The organism is Bradyrhizobium manausense, from assembly GCF_001440035.1.
GTDB lineage: Bacteria > Pseudomonadota > Alphaproteobacteria > Rhizobiales > Xanthobacteraceae > Bradyrhizobium > Bradyrhizobium manausense.
Map to the genome: position 1 here is coordinate 23,245 of NZ_LJYG01000102.1, position 22,962 is coordinate 46,206.

The following is a 22,962-nucleotide window of genomic DNA, read 5'->3' on the forward strand; positions in this document are numbered from 1 at the left end:
CTTGTGCATGGCGACGTCGTGGTGTGGGGCGGGCCGAGCCGGCTCGCCTATCACGGCGTCGCGCCGCTGGCCGAGGGCGAGCACGCGCTGCTGGGACGTATCAGGATCAATTTGACGTTCCGCCGGACGCGGTGAAAGAGCGGTCGTTCCGGAGCGATGCGAAGCATCGAATCCGGAACCTCGAGATTCCGGGTTCGCGCTTTCGCGCGCCCGGAATGACAGAGCTACGGCTTCGGCGGGTGAATGAACGCCCACGGGCTGACTTCCGAATCCCTGGTCACCTCGATCGAGATCAGATACGGCCCGCGATGGGCGAGCGCCTTCTCCATCGCGGACTTGAACTGGTCCGGCGCCGTGACGCGCGCGGATGCCACGCCAAAGGACTCCGCGAGCTTGACGAAGTCAGGATTGACCAGATCGGATGCCACCACGCGGCCGTCAAAGCGTTCGCGCTGGTCGCGGCGGACATTGCCATAGGCGTTGTTGTTGAACACCAGCGTCACCACGCCGATGTTGAACTGCACGGCGGTGGCCAGCTCCTGCACGCCAAACATGAAGCCGCCGTCGCCGGTAATCGCAACCACCGGCTTGTCGGGACTGGCGACTTTGGCCCCTAACGCCGTCGGGAAGCCCGAACCGAGCGTGCCCTGATAGCCAGAGGTGATGAAGGTCCGCGGCTGGTAGATCGGAAAGCCGTACCAGGAGGCAAAGCCGAACTGCGACAGCTCGTCGGTGACGATCGCGTTCGCCGGCAGCACCTCGCGCAAAATGTTGAGATACGCCATCTGCGGCTGGACGCGCTGGATCTCTGCCAGCGCCGTCGCGGTCGCCTCGCGGATCGCCCCGCGGCGGCCGGCGATCCTGCTGTGGCTGACCTTGCTGACGGCGGCGACGAGATCGGCGGTCGCGGCCTTGGCATCGGCAACGATGGCAGCGTCCGAAATGAAGCGCCGCATCTCGACCGGATCGATATCGATCCGGATGCTCTTCAATCCGTCCGGCCGATAAGGCCAGCGCGACATCGTCGGCAATTCCAGCCGCGTGCCGATGCCGATCATCAGGTCCGTCTTGGCCCATAGCTTGTAGGCGGCGGCCATGGTCAGGCCAAGCTCGTGTGCATTGGAGACAATGCCGCGGCCGCTGCGGAAGGCGACCACGGGCGCATCGATCATCTCGGCGAGCTCGAGGATTTCCTCGCCTGCCTCGATCGCGCCGCTGCCGACGAAGATCATCGGTGCTTTGCTGGCCTTGATCAGCGCTGCGGCCTGCTTGATCGCATCGGGGTCTGGGAGCGGCGCAGGCAGGGGCTCCAGCACTTGCGCAGCGGCGGTGTCCGCGCGCTGCGTAAAGATATCCCAGGGCATCTCCACCGAGGCGGGGCCGCGTCGGCCGGACATCATTTCCTGGAAGGCGCGCGCCACCGTCGTCGGTGCATTGGCAGGAGCTTCGATTCTATCGGCCCATTTCACATAGCTGCGCAAGGTCGCGAGCTGGTCCGGCATCTCGTGCAGATGGCCGCGCCCCTTGCCCAGAAACTGCGTCGGCACTTGTCCGGTGACGCACAGCACCGGCTCGTTGCAGCCGTAAGCGGTGAGCAGCGCCGCGCTGGCATTGAGCACGCCGGGGCCGGGCACGACGCTGAACACGCCGGGTCGGCCGCTCGCGCGCGCATAGCCAAACGCCATGTAGCCGCAGGCCTGTTCGTGCCGCGCGCCGATCACCTTGAGCTGAGCCTGGTGGAAGGCGTCGAACAGGCCGTAGACCTGCGCGCCCGGCAGGCCGAACACGGTGTCGACGCCATGGGCGACGAGCCCGCTTACGATCGCTTCGCCGCCGGTCAGGGTGGTCATTGCATCATTCCATTCGTGTTGTTGTCTCAGGCTTCGTCGACGACGCCGTTGCGTAAAACTCCGATACCCTCGGCCGCGACCTCGATGACGTCGCCGGGCTTCAGGTAGCGCGGCGGATCGAACCGCGCACCCGCGCCGGTCGGCGTGCCCGTGACGATGATATCGCCGGGGACCAGCGTCGCGAAGGTCGAGATATAGCTGATGAGATAGCGGAACGGAAACATCAGCCGGCTGGTACGGTCGTCTTGACGCAGCTCGCCATTGACATGCGTGGTCAGCCTGATGTCGGCGATCTGCGCTTCCCTGATGTAGGGCACCAGCCACGGCCCGAGGCTGCCGCTGGAATCAAAGTTCTTGCCTTGCGTGACGTTGAACTTGGCGTGGCGCAGCCAGTCGCGCACCGAGCCTTCGTTGCAGAGCGTCAGCGCGGCGACGTGATCGAGCGCAGCGCTCTGCTTGATGTGCCGGCCGGCCTTGCCGATCACCAGCACGATCTCGCCTTCATAGTCGAGCTGCGCGGACGCGCGCGGGCGCACCAGCGGCGTGTCGTGGCCGACGAAGGAGCGGGGCGAGCGCATGAACATGCTGGGATATTTCGGCGCCTCCTGGCCGTCCTTGTACTCGGCGTTGCGGTCGGGATAGTTGACCCCGATGCAGATGATCTTTTCCGGCGCGGGCACCGGCGGCAGCCATGTGATCTCGCCGAGCGCGTGAACCGGCGTACGGCTGGCGGCCTCTTCGGCGAGGGGCACGTGCTTGCCGGCGGCGATCACCTCGCGCAGCGTCGGATAATCCTTGGCGTAGCGCGCCGAGAGATCGACGATGCCGCCCTCCAGGACGGCGCCGTAGCGGGTTTCACCCTTGACGGAATAGGTAGCGAGGCGAGGGAGTTTCATCGCTTAATCCGCCACCAGCACGTCGGCCACGAATTTCGGCTCGCGCACGGCCTGGCCCGTGAACGGCGAGCCCTGTTCGAACCAGGAGCGGGGGGCAGGTGCGCCCCACAGCGTCTGGCGGCGCGGGTCGCGCAGCGACCAGCGCAGCGGCTCGTGGTCGTGATCCCCGGTGAAATAATCGCTGGTGTAGAGCTCGAGGCGGTGGCCATCGGGATCGCGGACGTAGAGGAAGAACGCGTTCGAGATGCCGTGGCGGCCAGGGCCGCGCTCGATGTTCTTCACAAAGCCCTGTGAAGCCATCACGTCGCAGAGATGGATGATGTTCATCGCCGTCGGCGTCCAGTACGCAAAATGGTGCAGGCGGGGGCCCTTGCCATTCGTGATCGCAAAGTCATGGACGTTGCCCTTGCGATGCATCCAGGCGGCGGCGATGCGGCCGTTCGGTCCATCTTCCTCGGCGTATTCAGTGAGGCGGAAGCCGAGCCGCGCATAGAAGTCGACTGTGTCCTGCACTTCGGCGGCGAAGACGTTGAAATGATCGAGCCGCTGCGGGTGGCAGCCCCGGTAGAGGTCGTAGCGGCGCAAGAGATGCGGCCGCCGCTCCATCGAGGCATAGAGCTCGATCTGGAAGCCGAAGGGATCGGTGAATTGCAGCGTGCGGCCCTGGAACGGCTGATCGACGAAGGCATGGGCGAGGCCGTTTTCGGACAGAAACTTCGCGGCCTTGTCGAGATCGCCGTCATTGCCGACCTTGAAGCCGAGCCGGGCGCAGGCCGGCGCCGCAGCTTTCCACAGCACCAGCGAGTGGTGCTGATGCTCCTCGGCGGCGCGCATGTATACGACGTTGTCGTCGGCATCCTCGACATGCAGGCCGACGGTGATCTCGTAGAACTCGCGGCTCAGCTTCAGATCGGTGACGTCGAGCACGACGTGGCTCGAGCGGATGATGTTGAACGGCGGCTCAAAGATATGTTGCGGTACCGGCATTGGCGTTTCCCCTCGTTAGGCCCCGTCATTCCGGGGCGGTCCGCAGGACCGAACCCGGAATCTCGAGGTTCCGGGTCCTCCGGGCCGCGCTCGCGCGGTCCCGTAGTCCCGGAACGACGGCGGTTCTAAATTCCCAGTTTCTGAATCCTGTGCGTACCCCGCGCCAGCGAGACATGCTTGGTTTCCATGTAGAAATCGAACGAGTAATCGCCGCCGTCGCGGCCGATGCCTGAGGCCTTCATGCCGCCGAACGGCGTCGGCAGATGGCGGACGTTCTCCGAGTTCAGCCAGATCATGCCGGCTTCCAGCGCGTCGGCGACGCGCAAGGCGCGGCCGACATTGTTGGTCCAGACATAGCCGGTGAGGCCATAGCGGATGTCGTTGGCGATCGCGATGGCGTCGACTTCGTCCGTGAACGGCAACACGGTGAGGAAGGGGCCGAACACCTCCTCCTGCGCCACGCGCATCCTGCCGTGCGCGCCTGTCACCAAGGTCGGCTCGACATAATGTCCGCCGCCCGGACCGTCATAAGCCTTGCCGCCGACGGCGATGGTCGCGCCGTCCTGGCGCGCGACGTCGAAATAGGAGCAGACCTTTGCGAGGTGCCGCTCGTGGATCAGCGGCCCGATCTCGGTGGCGGGATCGAGGGGATGGCCGACCTTCAGCGCCTTCACGCGCGCGGTCAGCTTCTCAACGAATTTCTCGGCAATGTTCTGCTGGATCAGCAGGCGGCTCGACGAGGTGCAGCGCTCGCCATTGAGGGAGTAGATCATGAACACGACGGCATCGAGCGCGCGGTCGAGATCGGCGTCGTCGAACACGATGACGGGGTTCTTGCCGCCGAGCTCGAAATGCACGCGCTTCAGCGTCGGCGCGCCCTGCACCATGATCGCCGAGCCCGTCGCGCTCTCACCGACGAAGCCGATCGCCTTGATGGCGGGGTGCTCGGTCAACGCCTTGCCGGCCTCTTCGCCAAAACCGTGCACGGTGTTGAGCACGCCGTCGGGCACGCCGGCTTCCTTGACCAGCCGCGCCAGAATGGCCGCCGTCACCGGCGACCACTCGGCTGGCTTGTGCACGACGGTGCAGCCGGCGGCGAGCGCGGGGGCGATCTTCCAGGTCGAGAGCATGAACGGCGTATTCCACGGCGTGATCACGCCAACCGGGCCGATCGGCACGCGGGTCGAGATGTTCCAGTGCTCGTCGCTCGGCGTGTTGAGGCCGTCGCGCGCTTCGGCGCATTTGTCGGCGAAGAAGCGGAAGTTCTCGGCGGCACGGATCGCGGCTTTCGCCATAAAGCGATAGGCTTGTCCCGTGTCGATGCATTCGAGCACCGCGATGTCCTCGGCATTGTCCTCGATCGCATCGGCAACGCGATGCAGCAGCTTGCGCCGCATCGCCGGTCCCATGTCGCGCCAGGACTTGAAGGCAAGCGCCGCGGCTGTAGCCGCGGCATCGATGTCCTCGGCATTGCCGCGCGCGACGCTGGCGAGCACGGCGCCATCAACCGGGGACTTGGTCTCAAAAGTCTCGCCTGATATCGACGGCACGATCTTGCCGTCGATCATGTGACCGATGCCGTCCGCCCTGAGTTTCTTCAGCAGCGGCGCGACGCGGTCGCGATTGGCCTGGAATACGTCGGCTTTTGGAGCGGGCTTATCCATGGGCGGCTTCCACTTTCAGGGCGTCGTGGATGTTGTTGCGCTTCCAGCTGGTGTCCTTGTCGTTGATCTGCATGTCGAACGACAGAGCGAACTTGCCGGCGGCGAAGACCGGATCGAGATGCTTTGCGAGCGCCTGGAAGACGTGCTCGCCGGCTTTCTGGCGGGTCGGCAGATCGCGGCCCTCGCCGATGCGCAGCACCATGTCGAGGAAGCCGTAATCGTGCCTGCCATCTGCGATCGCGTAATGCTCGCATTTGATGGCGCGAACACGGATGCCGCCGAGCGGGAAGATACCGGTTTCGACCGCCGCTTTGCGCACGACCTCGCACACCGCGCCGATGTCGAGGCGGTCATCGAGATTGGCCGAATATTCGATCGTGAAATGCGGCATGGCGGTTTCACTCCTTAGGTCGTCTTAAGCGAAGTAGCAGCTGACCGAGCCGTAGGCACCGTAATCAGCTTGAATTGTGTCGCCCTTGCGGGTCTCGATGGGGCGGATGAAGGAGCCGGCGAGCACGACCTGGCCGGGCTCGAGCGCAAGGCCGAGCGGCGCGATCTTGTTGGCAAGCCAGGCAACCGCGGTTGCGGGATGATTGAGCACGCCGGCGGCAAGGCCGGTCTCTTCCAGCTGGCCGTTCCTGAAGCAGAGCGCACCGATCCAGCGCAGGTCAGCCTCGAGCGGACGGATTGGCCGTCCGCCGAGTACGATGCCAGCATTGGCCGCATTGTCGGCGATGGTGTCGTAGATCTTGCGCGTCGCCTTGGTCTTGGCATCGACGCGCTCGATCCGCGTGTCCAGGATCTCCAGCGCCGGCACCACGAAGTCGGTGGCGTTGAGCACGTCGAACATCGTGCAGTCCGGCCCCGCCAAGCGTTGGCTCATGACGAAGGCGAGCTCGGCTTCGATCCGCGTCGCGATGAAGCGGTCGGTCGGAACGATCCCGCCATCTGTGAAGAACATGTCGTCGAGCAGCACGCCGGAATCGGGCTCGTTGATGTCAAGCGCGCTTTGCATCGCCTTCGAGGTCAGGCCGATCTTGTGGCCTTTGACGATCCGCCCCTCGGCGATCTTGATGTCGACCCATGCCTTCTGAATCGCGTAGGCATCGGCGATGGTGATCTCCGGGAAATCCTGCGACAGCTGCCGGATCTGCACGCGGGTCTTCTCCGCCTGGTGCAGACGGGCCGCGCAAGCTTGGATATCGTCGTTGGAAAGCGCCATCCGTGATCTTACAAAACGTGGTGCCCGGAGATGCTTAACATGTTAAGTGAATGCGTCAAACACAAATCGGGCTTGCTGCACTGCAAACGTTTGGTGGTCTGAAAGGGTATCATGGCGAAGAGACCGGCTGATCCGATCAGCGCAAGCGCGCCCGCCGCCCGGCAAGTGCCGATGCGCGACTTCTCGCGTTCGCTGCCGATGTCGCTGCTGCGAGCGCGCGAGGCGGTGATGCGGCAGTTCCGTCCCTCGCTGCGCGAACATGGCCTGACCGAGCAGCAATGGCGCATCCTGCGCGCGCTGGCCGCCATCGAGGCCGCCGAGGTCACGGAACTCGCGCGCACCGCTTTTCTCCTGGGGCCAAGCCTCTCGCGCATCCTGCGCGATCTCGAGGCGCGCAATTTGATCGAGCGCAGGACGGCGAAGGCCGACCAGCGCCGCAGCATGGTCTCGATCTCGAAAGAGGGCGTGAAGCTGATGGCCTCCGTTGCGCCATCCTCGGAAGCGATCTATGCCGAGATCACGCGGCGCTTCGGCGCACGCAAGCTCGCTGAATTGCAGGAGATGCTTGCAGAGCTCGAGCGGAGCCTTGCGGAGCTTGGCGCGAGCGATGAGGCAAGTGCCGAGGAGTGAAACCAGATATGCGTGCCAGCGCGGCAACAGCCATGGACATTGCCGCCGTTTTTCGCTCAAAGTGCCGCCCAAGCTGATCCGTCCAAAATCGGCACCGGAAGGCAGGATCGCGCTGTCGCGGCGCTCGTCATGGTGACGAAGATCGAAACAGCGGTCGAAGCAACAAGAAGGAAGGCAACGTGGCGAACAAGGTCAAGGAAATCTGGAAGTCGGGCAAGGCCGTGGTCAACGCGTGGCTCGCCATTCCCTCCGGCTTCTCGGCTGAGATGATCGCGCAATGCGGCTTCGACAGCGTCACCGTCGACATGCAGCACGGCGTGCAGGACTATCTGTCGATGGTGCAGTGCTTCCAGGCCATGGACAAGCACCCGGTCACCCCGATGGTCCGCGTGCCCTGGAACGAGCCGGGCATCATCGGCAAGGTGCTCGATGGCGGCGCCTATGGCGTGATCTGCCCGATGGTCAACACGCCGCAGGAAGCCAGGAACCTGGTTTCCTATTCGAAATATCCGCCGCAGGGCGTCCGTTCCAACGGCCCGATCCGCGCCGGCATGTACGGCACCGCGGGCTCGTACCAGAAGACCGCCAATGCCGACACCATCCTGCTGCCGATGATGGAGACCAGGACCGCGGTCGAGAACATGGAAGCGATCCTCGACGTCGAGGGCATCGACGGCGTCTATGTCGGCCCGTCCGACCTCGGCTTCTCCTACGGCCTGGAGCCGAAGCTCGACCGCACCGAGCCCGAGATCCTGGCGATCTACGACAAGATCATCAAGGAATGCGGCAAGCGCGGCCTCAACCCCGGGATCCATTGCAGCGGCGCCGAAGGCGCAGCACGCGCCATCAACATGGGCTTCAAGCTCGTGACGCTGTCGAACGAGGTCGGCATGATGACCACCTATGCAAGGATGCAGGTCAACGCCACCCGCAAGGATTCCGGCGGCAAGGCCTGACAAGTCTCGCGAATGGCGAATGGGGAGTAGCGAACGGCTGCTCCCTTTTCCATTCGCCACTCGACATTCGCTACTCGCCTCCGAAGGAGACTCCCATGACCATCAGCCCCGTCATCCGCCTGCATCCCGATGATGGCGTGCTGATCGCGCGCGCCATCCTGCCGCCGGGAACATTGGTGGCCGACGGCGTCACCACGGTCGAGCGCATTCCCTCCGGCCACAAGGTCGCGATCAAGCCGTTCGCGGTGGGCGAGCCCGTGATCCGCTATGGCCAGATCATCGGCTTTGCGACGAAGGCGATCGCGCCGGGCCAGCACGTGCACGTGCAGAACATCGGCATGGGGGATTTCGCCAAGGACTACGCCTATTGCGCCGACGTCAAGCCGACGCCCAATTTCGACCTGCCCGCGACCTTCGAAGGCATCCGCCGTCCGGACGGCCGCGTCGCCACGCGCAATTATATCGGCATCCTCACCTCGGTGAATTGCAGCGCACATGTCGCTGGCCTCGTCGCCGACGTCTTCAAGAAGAATCCCTTCACGGGCGACAATCCGCTGGCGGAGTTTCCGAACGTCGACGGCGTCGTCGCCCTGACGCACAAGACCGGCTGCGGCATGACGCAGAACGAGCCGCTCGCGCTGCTCCGCCGCACGCTCGGCGGCTATGCGCGGCACGTCAATTTCTCCCACGTCATCGTGCTCGGCCTCGGCTGCGAGGTGAACCAGATCGGCGGCCTGATGGAAGAGCAGAAGCTCGCCGGCCGCCTGCGCGCGATGGACATCCAGGAGGTCGGCGGCACCCGCAAGACCGTTGAAGCCGGCATTGCCTTCGTGCGCGAGGCGCTGACCGACGCCAACAAGGTCAGGCGCGAGAGCGTGCCCGCGAGCGAGCTCACCGTGGCGCTGCAATGCGGCGGCTCGGACGGCTATTCCGGTGTCTCGGCCAACCCGGCGCTGGGTGCGGCCAGCGACCTCATCGTGCGCCACGGCGGCACCGTGATCCTGTCGGAGACGCCCGAGACCTATGGCGCCGAGCATCTCTTGACGCGCCGCGCCGTCAGCCGCGAGGTTGGCGAGAAGCTGGTCGATCTCATGCGCTGGTGGGACGAATACACCGCGCGGGAAGGCGCCGAGATGAACGCCAACCCGAGCCCCGGCAACAAGGCCGGCGGCCTCACCACGATTCTGGAAAAGTCGCTCGGCGCGATGGCCAAGGCCGGCACCACCAACCTCGTCGAGGTGCTGCGCTACGCCGAGCCCGTCACAAAGAAGGGCTTTGTCTTCATGGACACGCCCGGCTACGACCCCGTCGCAGCAACGGGGCAGGTCGCCGGCGGCGCCAACCTCGTCTGCTTCACCACCGGGCGCGGCAGCGTGTTCGGCTGCAAGCCGGCGCCCTCGATCAAGCTCGCCACCAACACGCCGATGTACAAGCGCATGGAAGAGGACATGGACGTCAATTGTGGCACCATCCTCGAAGGCGAGGAGAGCGTCCAGCAATGCGGCGAGCGCATCTTCGATCTCATCCTGAAGACCGCCTCCGGCCAGCCGACCAAGAGCGAAAGCTTCGATTTCGGCGGCGCCGAGTTCGCGCCCTGGGTGCTTGGCGCAACGATGTGATCGCGCGCGGCGGTAGCTGGACACAGCAGGCCGCCGGCTACGTAATCATACGTAGGCGTCATTTGATCGCACGGGTTCCCGTGCTCACCGCTGATTAATATTTGCTGCCGTAATCCTGAATCGAAGCGGGCTCGACTCCTCAAGGCGCTGCCCCTTCGCGAGGGATTGGGCGAGATGACGCGTGCGATACGACCGACCGGCGTGGAGAGTTTCCTCGGCGAGGAAGAGCTGATCGTGTCGAAGACCGATCTGAAGGGCCGCATCACTTACGCCAACGACGTCTTCGTCCGCATGGCGAAGTACAGCTACGCGGAGCTGATGGGCGCGCCCCACAGCCTGATCCGCCATCCCGAGATGCCGCGCGCCGTCTTCAAGTTGCTGTGGGACACGCTGCAATCCAGGCAGGAGATCTTCGCCTATGTCGTCAATCTGGCGAAGGACGGCAGCCATTACTGGGTATTCGCGCACGTCACGCCGACCTTCGACGAGCGCGGCAATATTGTCGGCTATCACTCCAACCGTCGCAAGCCCGATCCCGTCCAGATCGAGCGGATCAAGCCGATCTACAAGACGCTGTGCACTGAGGAGGCGCGGCACGCCAATGCCAAGGACGGCATGCATGCGAGCTTCGATGCGATGGTCGGACTCCTAAAGCAACAGGGTGTCGGTTACGATGAATTTGTGCTCTCTCTCTAAGGCGCAGGGAGCGGCCGCGCTCGCGTGGGTTTTTGCCGTGGTCGCGCTCGTCCTCTCGCTTCTTGGCGTGACCGGACTTTTCGCTGCGGCATTGCTCGGCGCAACCGTCGCGCTGCTCGGCTACGCCGTCTGGTGCCAGCATCGCACGGCGGTGGCCGTCGCCGAGGTGGCCGATGTCTGCCGCAAGGCCTCGCACGGCGATCTCGAAGCGCGTATCCTGAGCGATCGTCAGGCCGGCCGGATCGGATCGATCCAGAAATCGGTCAACGACATGCTCGACATCACCGACGCCTTCGTCCGAGAAGCTTCGGCGTCGATGGACTATGCCAGCCGAGGCAAGTATTTCCGCAAGATCCTCGCGCGCGGTCTGCCCGGCTCGTTCCGCCGTTCGGCCGCCGTCATCAATTCCGGCACCGACAGCCTCGGCCGCCGCGTGGTCGAGATCGGCGATCTCGCACGACAGTTCGGTACTCATCTCGACGCCGTCGCCGGCACGCTGATGGGCGCGGCAACGGATCTCGAATCCGACGCCGGCCAGATGGCGACCGCAGCCGAGAAGACCAGCCGTCAGACCTCCGGCGTGCTCAGCGCCTCCGACCAGGCCTCGCGCAACGTCGCGACCGTCGCCAGTGCCGCCGAGCAGCTCGCATCCTCGATCGCCGAGATCGGCCGCCAGGTCACCGGCTCGACCGCGAGCACGGGCCGCGCCGTGACTGAAGCGAACCGCGCCGGCAGCGAGATCCGAAACCTGGCGGATGCCGCGCTGCGGATCGGCGACGTCGTCAAGCTGATCAGCGAGATTGCTTCGCAGACCAATCTGCTCGCGCTCAATGCCACCATCGAGGCGGCGCGTGCCGGTGAGGCCGGCCGCGGCTTTGCGGTCGTGGCTTCCGAGGTCAAGAGCCTCGCCAACCAGACCGCCAGGGCGACCGAGGAGATCAGCGCCAAGGTCGGCGAGATGCAGCAATCGACCACCAACTCGGTCGCGGCCGTCGAGGCGATCGCGCAGACCATCGCCGAGATCAACGGCATCACCGCCTCGATCGCGACCTCGATCGAGCAGCAGGGTCTCGCCACCCGGGAGATCGCCCGCAACGTTCAGGAAGCCTCGGCCGGCACCGCGCAGATGTCCTCCAATGTGACGGGCATCAGCGAGGCCGCCGCCGACACCGGCCGCGTCGCAGCCCGCGTCAACAGCGCCTCCGAGCGCGTCCACGGCGAGGTCGAGACTCTCCGGCGCGAGGTGACGCAGTTTTTGCAAAGGCTGACCTCGGCGGCGTAGCGCGGCCGCAGAGGTCGCCGGGCTCCCGTAGCCCGGATGGAGCGAAGCGCAATCCGGGGCGGTCCATCCTGAAGAACCCCGGATTACGCTTCGCTCCATCCGGGCTACAGGGACATGAGGGATACTTCATAGGCACCCTCTGCCCGTTGTTAGTGCTTGATCGCATTGACGTCAGGTGTTCTGCTCAAAAAAGCTGCTGGAGCACCGTACCCCGTGTCGATCTACGTCGCATTACACCACGTCACGCACTACAAATACGACCGCCCGATCGATCTGGGACCGCAGACCATCCGCCTGCGGCCGGCGCCGCACACGCGGACGCCGATCCTGAGCTATTCGCTCAAGGTCACGCCATCCAATCATTTCGTGAACTGGCAGCAGGACCCGCAGGGCAACTGGCTGGCACGCTACGTCTTTCCGGAGAAGACCACCGAGCTGAAATTCGAGGTCGACTTCACCGCGCAGATGACGACGGTCAACCCGTTCGACTTCTTCGTCGAGCCCTATGCCGACAGCTTCCCCTTCGAGTATCCCAGGGATCTCAAGACCGAACTGGCGCCGTATCTCGAGACCATCAAGCCTGATCCGGCCTTTGCAAAATATCTGGCCTCGATCCCGCGCGAAGCGCCGAACACGGTCAACTTCCTGGTCGAGCTCAATCGCGAGCTGCAGAAGAAGATCAGCTACATCATCCGCATGGAGCCCGGCGTGCAGACGCCGGAGGAGACGCTCACCTCCTGCGCCGGCTCATGCCGCGACTCCGCCTGGCTGCTGATCCAGACCTTTCGCCATCTCGGCCTCGCCGCCCGCTTCGTCTCCGGCTATCTGATCCAGATCCGCCCCGACATCGATCCGATCGAGGGGCCGCCCGAGGTCGAGAACGATTTCACCGATCTCCACGCCTGGGCCGAGGTCTATCTGCCGGGCGCGGGCTGGATCGGGTTAGACGCGACCTCGGGCATGCTGGCCGGAGAGGGGCACATCCCCGTTGCCGCCACGCCGCATTACCGCTCGGCCGCGCCGATCTCGGGCGGCGCCGGCTTTGCCGAGGTCGAGTTCTCCTTCGACATGAGCGTGAAGCGCATCCGCGAAGCGCCGCGCATCACAAAGCCATTCTCGGACGAGTCCTGGGCGCGCCTCAATGATCTCGGCGAGCAGGTCGACGGCGATCTCGCCGCGCAGGACGTGCGGCTCACCATGGGCGGCGAGCCGACCTTCGTGTCCGTCGACGATCTCGAAGCGGCGGAATGGAATACGGAAGCCGTCGGTCCGACCAAGCGCACGCTCGGCGACGAACTGATCCGCCGTCTGCGCCATCGCTTCGCACCGGGCGGCCTGCTGCATTACGGCCAGGGCAAATGGTATCCGGGCGAGAGCCTGCCGCGCTGGGCCTTTGGTCTCTACTGGCGCAAGGACGGCGTGCCGATCTGGAAGAACGCCGACCTCATCGCGAAAATCGAGAATCCCAGGCGGGCCCAGACCGAGGATGCCGAGGATTTCATCGAGGGCACGGCGGCACGGCTCGGGCTCGATCCCGGCTACATCATTCCGGCCTATGAGGACACGGTCTACTGGCTCCAGAAGGAAGCCGAGCTTCCGATCAACGTTGACCCGTCCGACTCGAAATTGTCCGATCCCGAAGCGCGCGCCCGCATGGCGCGGGTGTTCAACCAGGGCCTCCGCGCGCCGCGCGGCTTCGTGCTGCCGGTGCAGCGCTGGAACGCGCCGCCGCGCTGGCGCAGCGAGCGCTGGCAACTCCGGCGCGGCCACCTGTTTCTCTCGCCGGGCGATTCACCGCTCGGCCTGCGGTTGCCGCTCGGCTCGCTCGGCTATGTCCCGCCCAATCAATATCCCTACATCGTCGAGCAGGACCCGATGGAGGCGCGCGGCAAGCTGCCGGTGTTCACGCTCCCGGAGCGTCCGAAAGCGCCGCCGCGCGCCGCGCCCGAGCATCTCAACACATCCATTCCCGTCCGCACCGCGCTGTCGATCGAAGTCCGCGACGGCGTGATCTGCGCCTTCATGCCGCCGGTCGAGCGCATCGAGGATTATCTCGAACTGATCGCGGCGATCGAGGCCACCGCCGAGGAGATGCAGCTCCAGGTCCATGTCGAGGGCTATGCACCGCCGTTCGATCCGCGCATCGAGGTCATCAAGGTGACGCCCGACCCCGGCGTGATCGAGGTCAACATCCAGCCGGCACAGAGCTGGCGCGATGCGGTCGAGATCACCTCGGGCCTCTATGAGGACGCCGGCAAGGTCCGTCTCGGCGCCAATCGTTTTCTGCTCGACGGCCGCCACACCGGCACCGGCGGCGGCAACCACGTCGTGATCGGCGGCTCGAGTCCGCAGGATTCGCCCTTCCTGCGCCGGCCCGATCTCTTGAAGAGCCTCGTTTTGTACTGGCAGCGGCATCCGTCGCTGTCGTACTTCTTCTCGGGTCTCTTCATCGGCCCGACCAGCCAGGCGCCGCGCATCGATGAAGCCCGCCACGACAGCATCTACGAGCTCGAGATCGCGCTCTCGCACGTGCCGCCGCCGGGCTATCAGGTGCCGCTGTGGCTGGTGGACCGGCTGTTCCGGCATCTCCTCGTCGACATCACCGGTAACACCCACCGCTCCGAGATCTGCATCGACAAGCTCTATTCGCCCGATGGCCCGACCGGACGTCTCGGCCTCGTCGAATTCCGCGCGCTCGAAATGCCGCCCGATCCGCGCATGTCGCTGGCGCAGCAGCTGCTGATCCGCGCGCTGATCGCAAAGTTCTGGCGCGAGCCGCAACAAGGCAAGTTCGTGCGCTGGGGCACCGCACTGCATGATCGCTTCATGCTGCCGCATTTCATCTGGGAAGATTTCCAGGACGTTCTCTCCGAGCTGAAAAGCTCCGGCTATGCGTTCGAGCCGGAATGGTATCTGGCCCAGCTCGAATTCCGCTTCCCCGGCTTCGGCCGCGTCCATCACGGCGGCGTGACGTTGGAGCTGCGGCAGGCGCTGGAGCCCTGGCACGTCCTGGGTGAGGAAGGCTCGGCCGGCGGCACGGTGCGCTATGTCGATTCGTCGGTCGAGCGGCTCCAGGTCAAGGCCGAGGGCTTCGTCGAAGGCCGCCACATTATCACCTGCAACGGCCGCCGCCTGCCGATGACCTCGACCGGCCGCTCGGCCGAGGCCGTGGCCGGCGTTCGCTTCAAGGCCTGGCAGCCGGCCTCCGGCCTGCACCCGACCATCCCGGTCCATGCGCCGCTGACTTTTGACCTGATCGACAGCTGGAACGGCCGCTCGCTTGGTGGCTGCGTCTATCACGTCGCCCATCCCGGCGGGCGCAACTACGAGACCAAGCCCGTCAACACCTACGAGGCCGAGGCGCGGCGGCTGGCGCGCTTCCAGGACCACGGCCATACGCCGGGGCCGATCCAGCCGCCGCCCGAGGAACGCACAAGTGAATTTCCCCTGACCCTCGACTTGCGAACCACGCTCCTGCAATGAGTATGATGGTGGGGCAGGGAGAGGCGCATGGGCGAGGGCGCAGCCGAAGAGGACAGGGGGACAGGTAAGGGGCAAGGCCAGCGTGACGGCCAGCGCCGCCTCGCGCAATGGGTCCGCGATTACAGCCGCCTGCCTGGCATCCCCGACGAGTTCCTGGGCCCCGATGGCGCCCCGCGCGCGGTCTGGAGCCGGTTCTTCGAGGCTTTTGGTGCGCTGGCGCCTGACGAGGTCGAGCGGCGCTTCGGCATGGCCGACCGTCACCTGCGCGAGGCCGGCGTCACCTATCGCGCGCCAGGCGACAGCGCCGACCGACCCTGGATGCTCAGCCATCTGCCGCTGCTGATTGATGAAGCCGACTGGCAGCAGCTCTGCGCCGGCATCACCCAGCGCGCCGAGCTCTTGGAGCTCGTGCTGCGCGACATCTATGGCGAGGGCCGGCTGATCGCGGAGGGCGCCCTGCCTGCCGGCGCGATCGCCGGCAGCCCCGAATATCTGCGTCCGGTCTGCGGCGTGCCGCCGCCGGGCGGCCGCTATCTCTCGCTCTATGCCGCCGATGTCGGCCGCGGGCCCGACGGCCGCTGGTGGGTGCTCGGCGACCGCACGCAGGCGCCGTCGGGCGCCGGCTATGCGCTCGAGAATCGCCTCGTGCTGTCGCGCGCCTTCTCCGATCTTTACAAGTCGATGAACGTGCCGCGCGTCGCGCCGTTCTTCGAGGCATTTCGCGAATCTCTGCGCGCGCGTGCAGACCGCGACGAGCCGCGCATCGGGGTGCTCACGCCCGGCAGTTTCAGCGAGACCTATTTCGAGCACGCGACGCTGGCGCGCTATCTCGGCTTCCTCTTGGTCGAGGGCGACGATCTCGCCGTCAGCGACAACCGCGTCCACATCCGCACTGTTGCGGGGCTGAAGCGGCTCGACGTGCTCCTGCGCCGCGTCGATTCCAACTCGCTCGATCCGCTCGAGCTCGATGCGTCCTCGCATCTCGGCGTGCCCGGCCTGATCGACGTGCTGCGCAAGGACGGCGTCGTCGTCGCCAACATGCCGGGCTCTGGCGTGTTGGAGGCAAGGGCGCTGCTCGGCTTCCTGCCGGCCTTGAGCCGTCGCCTGCTCGGCGAAGAGCTGAAGATGCCGCATATCGCGACCTGGTGGTGCGGCCAGAAATTGGCGCGCGACGAGGTGTTGTCGCGGCTCGACGAGGTCGCGATCGAAGGCGCCTATCAGCGCGGCGTGCCGGGCTTCGATAGCAACGGTCCGGTGCTCGCGAGCGAGCTCGATGTCAAAGGACGTCAGCGCCTGATCGATTCCATAGCTGCGCGCGGCATGGATTATGTCGGCCAGGAGGTGGTGCGCCTGTCCACCATGCCGGTGTGGGAACACGGCCAGCTGACGCCGCGGCCTTTCGTGCTGCGGGTCTTTGCAGCCGCAACGCCCGAGGGCTGGGCCATCATGCCCGGCGGCTTCTGCCGCATCGCCGAGCAGGCGGACGCGCGTGCGGTGTCGATGGGCGATGGTGCGCGCGCCGCCGACGTCTGGGTTGTCTCCGAGAAGAAAGTCTCGACCGCATCCCTGCTGCCGGCCACCGACAAGGTGCGCATCCGCCGCATCGCCGGCGTGCTGCCGAGCCNAATCTGTTCTGGCTCGGCCGCTATCTCGAACGTGCCGAAGCAACGCTGCGGCTGGTGCGCGCGCTGGGCTCGCCGAGCGGGCCAAACAAGGGCACCGCGGCTTCGCTGCAATCGGCCGAACGGATCCAGCGTCTGCTGGTGACCTGGGGGGCGATCTCGCAGACCTCGCGCGCGGCACCGGGGCGCATCGTCGCAGAAGCCTTGCAGAGCGAGGCGCGTTTCGGCTCGGCGCTGTCGCTGGTGCGCTCGGCGCTGCGCACCGCCACCTCCCTGCGCGAGCGGCTGTCGCCCGATGCCTGGCAGGTCATCACCGAGATGGCCGAGCGTCTCTCCTACGAGGTCGAGGACGACGACAGCGTGCTGAGCGCGGCCGAGCTGACCCTGCAGGAACTTGCCAGCTTCGCCGGCCTTGCGCAGGAGAACATGAACCGCGCCGCCGGCTGGCGCTTCCTCGATATCGGCCGCCGGACCGAGCGCGCCATCAACACCGCGCGCTTCGCGAGGCAGTTCGCCTATGACGAGGCCGGCGATGAGGATCTCGACATCCTGCTGACGCTTGTCGATTCCCAGATCACCTATCGCTCGCGCTATCTGCTGGCGCCGATCCTGGCGCCGGTGCGCGATCTCGCGGTGCTCGACAGCTACAATCCGCGCTCGGTCGCGTTCCAGGTCGCGACCTTGAACGAGCATATCGCGGCGCTGCCGAGCCTGAAGGAGCACGGCCTGATCGAACAGCCGCAGCGGCTTGCGGTGGCGGTGCAGGCGATGCTGGCGACTGCGGAGGCCGAGAAGCTCGAGGTCAAGGCGCTGTTCGCGCTGGAGCAGGACCTGCTCAGCCTCGCCGAGGCGATCGGGCTGCATTACTTCCCGCATGGTCCGAATGCGAGCCGGCCGGAAAAGCTGACGGGGCTGGCGTGATCTACGACATCCAGCACGTCACCACCTACGAATATGAGAACCCGGTCAGCTTCGCCCGCTGCACGCTGCGGCTCGAGCCGAACAGCGCCCACGGTCAGGAGCTGATCTCGCACAAGGTCGAGATCCGCCCGCGTCCGTCCGAGCGCAACGTCCGCCGCGACTTCTTCGGCACGCTGACCGAGAGCATCGTCATCGAAACCGCGCATCGCAATTTGCGCATCGACTCGCGCTCGCGCGTTTCCGTCGATCGCAAGCCGCCGGCGCGCGATGCCGCGAGCCCGAGCTGGGAGAGTATCCGCGACATTGCCTTCGAGGCCACGAGCCTCGGGCCATCCTCGCCGGTGGGCTATGTCTTTGCCAGTCCGCTGGTGCCGGTTCTGCGCCCCGTCAGCGCCTACGCTGCGGAGAGCTTCAGGCCCGACACCGGCATCCTCGCCGGCGCGGTTGATCTGATGCACCGCATCCGCGCCGAGTTTCGCTACGACCCCAAGGCCACTGCGATCTCGACGCCGCTCAACGAGGTCTTCGACAAGCGCCACGGCGTCTGCCAGGATTTCGCTCATGTCATGATCGCGGGACTGCGCGGGCTCGGCCTGCCTGCGGCTTATGTCAGCGGATACCTGCGCACCATTCCACCGCCGGGCCAGGCGCGCTTGCAGGGCGCGGACGCAACGCATGCCTGGGTGTCGCTGTGGTGCGGGGCCGAGCTCGGCTGGATCGATTTCGATCCGACCAACGATCTTCTGGTCGCCAACGACCACATCGTGCTGGCGGTCGGCCGCGATTTCTCCGATGTGTCCCCGGTCGACGGCATCATCGTCGGCTCGCCGAAGCAGAAGCTCGGCGTCGCCGTGGACGTGCTGCTGGTGGAATGATCCGTCCGCAATGCGGTGGAGGCGCCCTGGCCGCGCCGCAGCGGTGCCGCCGGTACCTATACGTCATTCCGCATAAGATGAACGGTCGGCCATTGCACATGCCGGCACAGCGGCCGCACGGCCTTGCTGCGGCGTGCATCGCAGTGTGACCGCATCCGTGATGTTGCGCGGCGGGAGAGTAACACATTTACGTATTTTTGTTCCGGGATTTGGTCAGTCGCCCCAGATTGGGCTATGCTGGCGGCTGCGTCGAGGACCAGAATGAGGCTCGGGAGTTGCCGTGGGACACCACCGACAGACGGGACTGCATCCATGATGACGTTACCGCGACTGGCGGCTGAATCCCTGGAGAAGTTGCTGGGCTCGTTCATGCGTCGCAGGTACGACGAGACCTATGCCAGGGTCGTGGAGGCCTCGACACGCACCGCGATGGAATGCATCGGCAACAGCGATGCGCTCTATCACAACATCGAGCATACGATGCTGGTGACGCTGGCGGCCCAGGCGATCATGCTGGGCCGCAATCTCCATGCCCATATCGATGCCGAGGATTACATTCACGTTCTGATCGCCTGCCTTGCGCACGATATCGGCTATGTCCGCGGGCTGTTTCCGGAAGACGACGAAGACGGTTTCATCATCGACGAGGCCGGCACCAAAGTGTCATTGCCGCGCGGTGCGTCCGATGCCAGTCTGATGATATATCACGTCGACCGCTCGAAACTTTTCGTGCGGCGGCGGTTACCGCCGATCCGTGGCGTTGACTCTGAGCGGGTTGCCCGCGCCATCGAGGGGACGCGCTTTCCGGCCCGCCAGGGCCAGGAATACGACCACGAGGCCTCGATCCTGCGCGCCGCCGATTTCATCGGACAGCTCGGCGATCCCAACTATCTGCGCAAGGCCAACGCGCTCTATTACGAGTTCGAGGAAGTCGGCATGAACCGCCAGCTCGGCTACGACTCGCCCGCCGACATCGTGAACCGCTATCCGCAATTTTACTGGAACAGCGTCGCACCGCACATCCAGACTGAGATCGGCTATCTCAACAAGACCGAGATCGGCCGGCAGTGGATCGCCAATCTCTACAGCAATGTGTTCCGCGCCGAACGCGAGATCTCGCTGTCCGGACCGCAGAAATAGAACTCAACCGGTCTGCGCGACGGCACCACTGCTGGCGCCTTCGATGCAATCGCGCCGAACGGAATCCAACGTCCGCCGCAGCCAGGTCTTGATCGTCCCGACCGGCACCCCGAAGCGCTCTGCCAGCATCCTCCGGCTTTCGCCATCGAGATAAGCCCGCGACAGCAGTTGACGGCGTTGATCGGGAAGCCGCTGAATGGCGCGAGCCGCGATCGGTTGAACGAGGTCGTAGTCGAACGCACTTTCGTGCTCGGAGATTTCGGGCACCGACAGCGCTTCGTCGAAATCCGCCATCGGCACCTGCTTGAGCCTGACAGCGTCGATCGCGGTGTGGCGCATGATCGCACACATCCAGGTGATCGGTGAGGAACGGGCGGGATCGAAGCGGGCCGCATGTTTCCAGATCTTCAAATAGGCGTCCTGGAGCAGGTCATCGAGATCGGCGTTCACAGGCGCAATCGGACGTGCAGTCATGCGCAGCTTGTTGCGCGTCGCGGCGAAAAGCTCGGCGAAGGCGCGCTGGTCGCCGCGCCCGACGCGGGCGAGAAGATCGCTCAGGCGTTCGATCGTCGGGTCCCGTGCCGTCCGTCTGGCGCAGCTCATTCCCTCATCCTCCATCATTGCTTGCCAGGAGAACGGCGGCGCGATGCGACTGGATCACATGGGGATGCTCAAAGCCGAACGAAGGGCGAGATCAACCGGCCAAGCCAACCGTGCATCTGCAAGTCGCCGCGCATGGCCACAAGGCAAAGGCACGGCATGTCGCTGCCGACGATCGGCTGGTGATCGACCTCGCCGTCGCCGAAGTCGAAATCGCCTGGCCTGAAATCGCCGCCCTGATGGCTGAAGCTGCCTTTGAGCACCAGGGTCAGCTCCGTCCCCGTATGCGAATGCTCCAGCATGCGCGTGCCGGGTGCGGACCACAGCAGGAACGCGCGCGAGGTGTCCGCGCCAGGCAGAACGATCGGCTGCATCTTGACGCCTGGTGCCACGCGCCGACTCTTGGCGAACCGGCATTTGCGCAGCATCTCGGGCAGGTCATCGTCAAGCAGCGGCACCGGCCGCGAAGAGGCCGGCGCATGCGTTGATGTCGTCTCCGGCTCGTCGATCGCAGCCATGATCGTCGCGAACGCATCGTCCGCCATGGCGACCGGAGCGGCCTGTTCAAGCGCGGCACCCGCAAGCTGCTCGATCGCGGCGATGAAACGCTTGCAGCGTGGACATTGCGCGGCATGGACGCCGATGACGAGGCGATCGGCTTCGTCGAGCCGGCCGGCGGCGAAATCGCCCAGCAGATCTTCGGGTGGATGATGGTTGATGGTCATGTCAATCGTCCAAGAGATCTCTGAGCCGCGCCATGGCGAGCCTGATGCGAGACTTCACCGTTCCGAGCGGGATACCGAGCCTTTCCGCGATCTCGCTATGCGGCTGCTCCTCGATAAACGACATTCGGATCACGGTGGATTGCTCGTCTGACAATTGCTGAAGCGCCGCCGATACGCGCGATATGTCGTCGCGCCTGGTCATCAGGGTTTCCGGCGAGTCAGCGACCTCGGGCGTCTCATCTTGCTGCGCGCTCACGGCAGCCTTGGCCAGCCGCGTCGCAGCCCTGGCGGAATCGATCCGCAGATTGCGCGCGATCGTGAAAATCCACGCAGCCGCGCCTGCGGACGTCGGGTCGAACCGGGCCGCCTTCCGCCAAACCGTCAGGAGCGTCATTTGCGCGATCTCCTCCGCGGCATCGGCATTCATCCCGGTCTTGACCAGGAATCCCTTCACGCGCGGAGCAAAATGCTCGAACAAAAGCTTGAACGCGTCCCGATCGCCATGGGCCGCGACACGTCCGATCAATTCAGCCCATTCCACTGTCGCCTTGGGCCTTTCTTTGGGCCTTTCGCCTGAAACTCGTCGAGGCCAATCCCGCCGGGGAACTGCTGCAGGCTTGCTGCGCCACAGGGGCCTGCTCGCAGCGCTAAGACCGGTCGTCATGGAGCCTCTGATAACATGTCCCAACCATAACGCCGGGCATGGCCATCCGGATCACTCCATGAACCGGCTTGTTTTAGGGGCCGGGCCCGGGCGCGACAAGCCTCGGCGTTCTGAACCGCATGAGGCTGTGCGCCGAAACGGATGGATTGCCGGAGGCGTTCGATTTACGCTGCGGGAGGTAGCGAGGTGCGCAGCATGCAATACAAATCCGTCACGACTGAGGTTCTGGAGATTGCCTATCTCGACTACGGCGCGCGCGATGGCTGGCCCTGCATCATGGGCCACGGCTTTCCCTATGACGTAAACGCCTATGCCGAGGCCGCGCCGATCCTGGCCCAAGCGGGCGCACGGGTGCTGGTGCCGTGGCTGCGCGGCTATGGGCCGACGCGGTTCCGCTTCCCGCAGACGTTGCGTTCCGGCGAGCAGGCGGCGCTGGGCGCCGATCTCTTGGCCTTCATGGATGCGCTCAAAATCGAACGCGCCGTCGTCGGCGGCTATGATTGGGGCGGCCGTGCGGCCTGCATCGTCTCGGTGCTCCACCCCGAGCGCGTCGTCGGGCTCGTCTCCGGCAATTCCTACAACATCCAGAACATCGCGCGCGCGATGGAGCCGGCTTCGCCGCCGCATGAGGCCGCGCTGTGGTACCAATATTTCTTCCACAACGAGCGCGGCCGCCGCGCACTGGAGCGTAACCGGCGCGGCTTTGCCCGGCAGCTCTGGACGATGTGGTCGCCGAAATGGCAATTCGATGACGCGACCTTCGACAGAAGTGCGGTGTCGTTCGACAATCCTGATTTCGTCGACGTCGTGATCCATTCCTATCGCCACCGCTTCGCGCTGGTCGAAGGTGATCCCGCCTACGCCGCGATCGAGGCGAAGCTCGCCGCGCAGCCACAGGTCCGCGTCCCCACGATCGCGATCGACGGCGACAGCGACGGCGTCATCCCGGGTACCGCTCATCATGCGGAGAAATTCGAGGGTTTCTACCAGCGGCGCGTCTTCGCCGGCGCCGGTCACAATCTGCCGCAGGAGCGGCCCGCCGAATGGGCGCAGGCCGTGCTGGACGTGCGGAAAGCGGCGTCCTGATTTTCGCGACCGCGGGAACTTTTCGCGGTCGCCGTCGTCCAATC

18 protein-coding genes and 3 pseudogenes are annotated in these 22,962 nt (G+C 65.3%); 12 read left to right on the forward strand and 9 right to left on the reverse strand.

From position 1 onward, the window contains the following. A pseudogene (locus AOQ71_RS48525) lies at positions 1 to 135 on the forward strand (alpha-ketoglutarate-dependent dioxygenase AlkB); the annotation flags it as partial. A gap of 89 nt (positions 136 to 224) precedes the next feature. On the opposite strand, the gene AOQ71_RS26145 reads toward AOQ71_RS48525, so the two are convergent. From AOQ71_RS26145 to hpaH, 6 genes are all read right to left on the reverse strand, one after another. Further along, positions 225 to 1,850 (reverse strand): thiamine pyrophosphate-dependent enzyme, encoded by a 1,626-nt coding sequence (locus AOQ71_RS26145; protein WP_057752960.1) that lies wholly within the window; start codon positions 1,848 to 1,850, stop codon positions 225 to 227. A 26-nt stretch (positions 1,851 to 1,876) separates the two neighbouring features. Then, positions 1,877 to 2,746, reverse strand: a complete 870-nt coding sequence (locus tag AOQ71_RS26150) for a fumarylacetoacetate hydrolase family protein (RefSeq protein WP_057752961.1) — start codon at positions 2,744 to 2,746, stop codon at positions 1,877 to 1,879. Positions 2,747 to 2,749: 3 nt separating this feature from the next. Then, entirely contained in the window at positions 2,750 to 3,733 is a 984-nt protein-coding gene (hpaD, locus tag AOQ71_RS26155; RefSeq protein ID WP_057752962.1) for a 3,4-dihydroxyphenylacetate 2,3-dioxygenase, read from the reverse strand. A 125-nt stretch (positions 3,734 to 3,858) separates the two neighbouring features. Then, complete coding sequence (gene hpaE, locus AOQ71_RS26160) at positions 3,859 to 5,397, reverse strand: 5-carboxymethyl-2-hydroxymuconate semialdehyde dehydrogenase (RefSeq protein ID WP_057752963.1); 1,539 nt, start codon at positions 5,395 to 5,397, stop codon at positions 3,859 to 3,861. Then, complete coding sequence (locus AOQ71_RS26165; RefSeq protein ID WP_057752964.1) at positions 5,390 to 5,788, reverse strand: 5-carboxymethyl-2-hydroxymuconate Delta-isomerase; 399 nt, start codon at positions 5,786 to 5,788, stop codon at positions 5,390 to 5,392. The genes hpaE and AOQ71_RS26165 overlap by 8 nt, the downstream gene beginning before the upstream one ends. A gap of 24 nt (positions 5,789 to 5,812) precedes the next feature. Further along, positions 5,813 to 6,619, reverse strand: a complete 807-nt coding sequence (gene hpaH, locus AOQ71_RS26170; RefSeq protein WP_057752965.1) for a 2-oxo-hept-4-ene-1,7-dioate hydratase — start codon at positions 6,617 to 6,619, stop codon at positions 5,813 to 5,815. A gap of 111 nt (positions 6,620 to 6,730) precedes the next feature. On the opposite strand from hpaH, the gene hpaR reads away from it, so the two are divergent. From hpaR to AOQ71_RS26215, 10 genes and pseudogenes are all read left to right on the forward strand, one after another. Next, positions 6,731 to 7,249, forward strand: a complete 519-nt coding sequence (gene hpaR, locus AOQ71_RS26175; protein WP_057752966.1) for a homoprotocatechuate degradation operon regulator HpaR — start codon at positions 6,731 to 6,733, stop codon at positions 7,247 to 7,249. A gap of 179 nt (positions 7,250 to 7,428) precedes the next feature. Beyond that, complete coding sequence (locus tag AOQ71_RS26180) at positions 7,429 to 8,205, forward strand: HpcH/HpaI aldolase family protein (protein WP_057752967.1); 777 nt, start codon at positions 7,429 to 7,431, stop codon at positions 8,203 to 8,205. Between the two features lie 95 nt (positions 8,206 to 8,300). Further along, positions 8,301 to 9,824, forward strand: a complete 1,524-nt coding sequence (locus AOQ71_RS26185) for a UxaA family hydrolase (RefSeq protein ID WP_057752968.1) — start codon at positions 8,301 to 8,303, stop codon at positions 9,822 to 9,824. Positions 9,825 to 9,998: 174 nt separating this feature from the next. Next, entirely contained in the window at positions 9,999 to 10,520 is a 522-nt protein-coding gene (locus AOQ71_RS26190; protein ID WP_057752969.1) for a PAS domain-containing protein, read from the forward strand. Next, on the forward strand, positions 10,498 to 11,802 hold the full coding sequence (locus AOQ71_RS26195) for a methyl-accepting chemotaxis protein (protein WP_057752970.1): 1,305 nt from the start codon (positions 10,498 to 10,500) through the stop codon (positions 11,800 to 11,802). Before AOQ71_RS26190 ends, AOQ71_RS26195 begins: the two co-directional genes overlap by 23 nt. A gap of 213 nt (positions 11,803 to 12,015) precedes the next feature. After that, positions 12,016 to 15,285, forward strand: coding sequence for a transglutaminase family protein (locus AOQ71_RS26200; RefSeq protein ID WP_057752971.1), 3,270 nt, complete (start codon positions 12,016 to 12,018; stop codon positions 15,283 to 15,285). Positions 15,286 to 15,438: 153 nt separating this feature from the next. Continuing rightward, positions 15,439 to 16,909: pseudogene (locus AOQ71_RS48530) on the forward strand (circularly permuted type 2 ATP-grasp protein); the annotation flags it as partial. Between the two features lies 1 nt (position 16,910). Then, positions 16,911 to 17,828: pseudogene (locus tag AOQ71_RS48535) on the forward strand (alpha-E domain-containing protein); the annotation flags it as partial. After that, positions 17,825 to 18,703 (forward strand): transglutaminase family protein, encoded by an 879-nt coding sequence (locus AOQ71_RS26210; RefSeq protein WP_057752972.1) that lies wholly within the window; start codon positions 17,825 to 17,827, stop codon positions 18,701 to 18,703. The pseudogene AOQ71_RS48535 and the gene AOQ71_RS26210, both read left to right, overlap by 4 nt. Before the next feature lie 312 nt (positions 18,704 to 19,015). Further along, a complete protein-coding gene (locus tag AOQ71_RS26215) occupies positions 19,016 to 19,843 on the forward strand; it encodes an HD domain-containing protein (RefSeq protein WP_057752973.1) in 828 nt (275 codons plus the stop codon). Positions 19,844 to 19,846: 3 nt separating this feature from the next. On the opposite strand, the gene AOQ71_RS26220 is transcribed toward AOQ71_RS26215, so the two are convergent. The 3 genes from AOQ71_RS26220 to AOQ71_RS26230 form a co-directional block, all read right to left on the reverse strand. Beyond that, the gene (locus tag AOQ71_RS26220; RefSeq protein ID WP_057753101.1) at positions 19,847 to 20,446 is read right to left on the reverse strand and encodes a sigma-70 family RNA polymerase sigma factor; all 600 of its coding nucleotides are present in this window, start codon (positions 20,444 to 20,446) and stop codon (positions 19,847 to 19,849) included. Between the two features lie 68 nt (positions 20,447 to 20,514). Further along, positions 20,515 to 21,168: a ChrR family anti-sigma-E factor gene (locus AOQ71_RS26225; RefSeq protein ID WP_057752974.1), complete on the reverse strand. Its 654-nt coding sequence runs from the start codon at positions 21,166 to 21,168 to the stop codon at positions 20,515 to 20,517. A gap of 1 nt (position 21,169) precedes the next feature. Continuing rightward, positions 21,170 to 21,709 (reverse strand): sigma-70 family RNA polymerase sigma factor, encoded by a 540-nt coding sequence (locus AOQ71_RS26230; RefSeq protein ID WP_057752975.1) that lies wholly within the window; start codon positions 21,707 to 21,709, stop codon positions 21,170 to 21,172. A gap of 318 nt (positions 21,710 to 22,027) precedes the next feature. On the opposite strand from AOQ71_RS26230, the gene AOQ71_RS26235 reads away from it, so the two are divergent. Next, positions 22,028 to 22,918, forward strand: a complete 891-nt coding sequence (locus AOQ71_RS26235; protein ID WP_057752976.1) for an alpha/beta fold hydrolase — start codon at positions 22,028 to 22,030, stop codon at positions 22,916 to 22,918. The last annotated feature ends 44 nt before the right edge of the window (positions 22,919 to 22,962 follow it).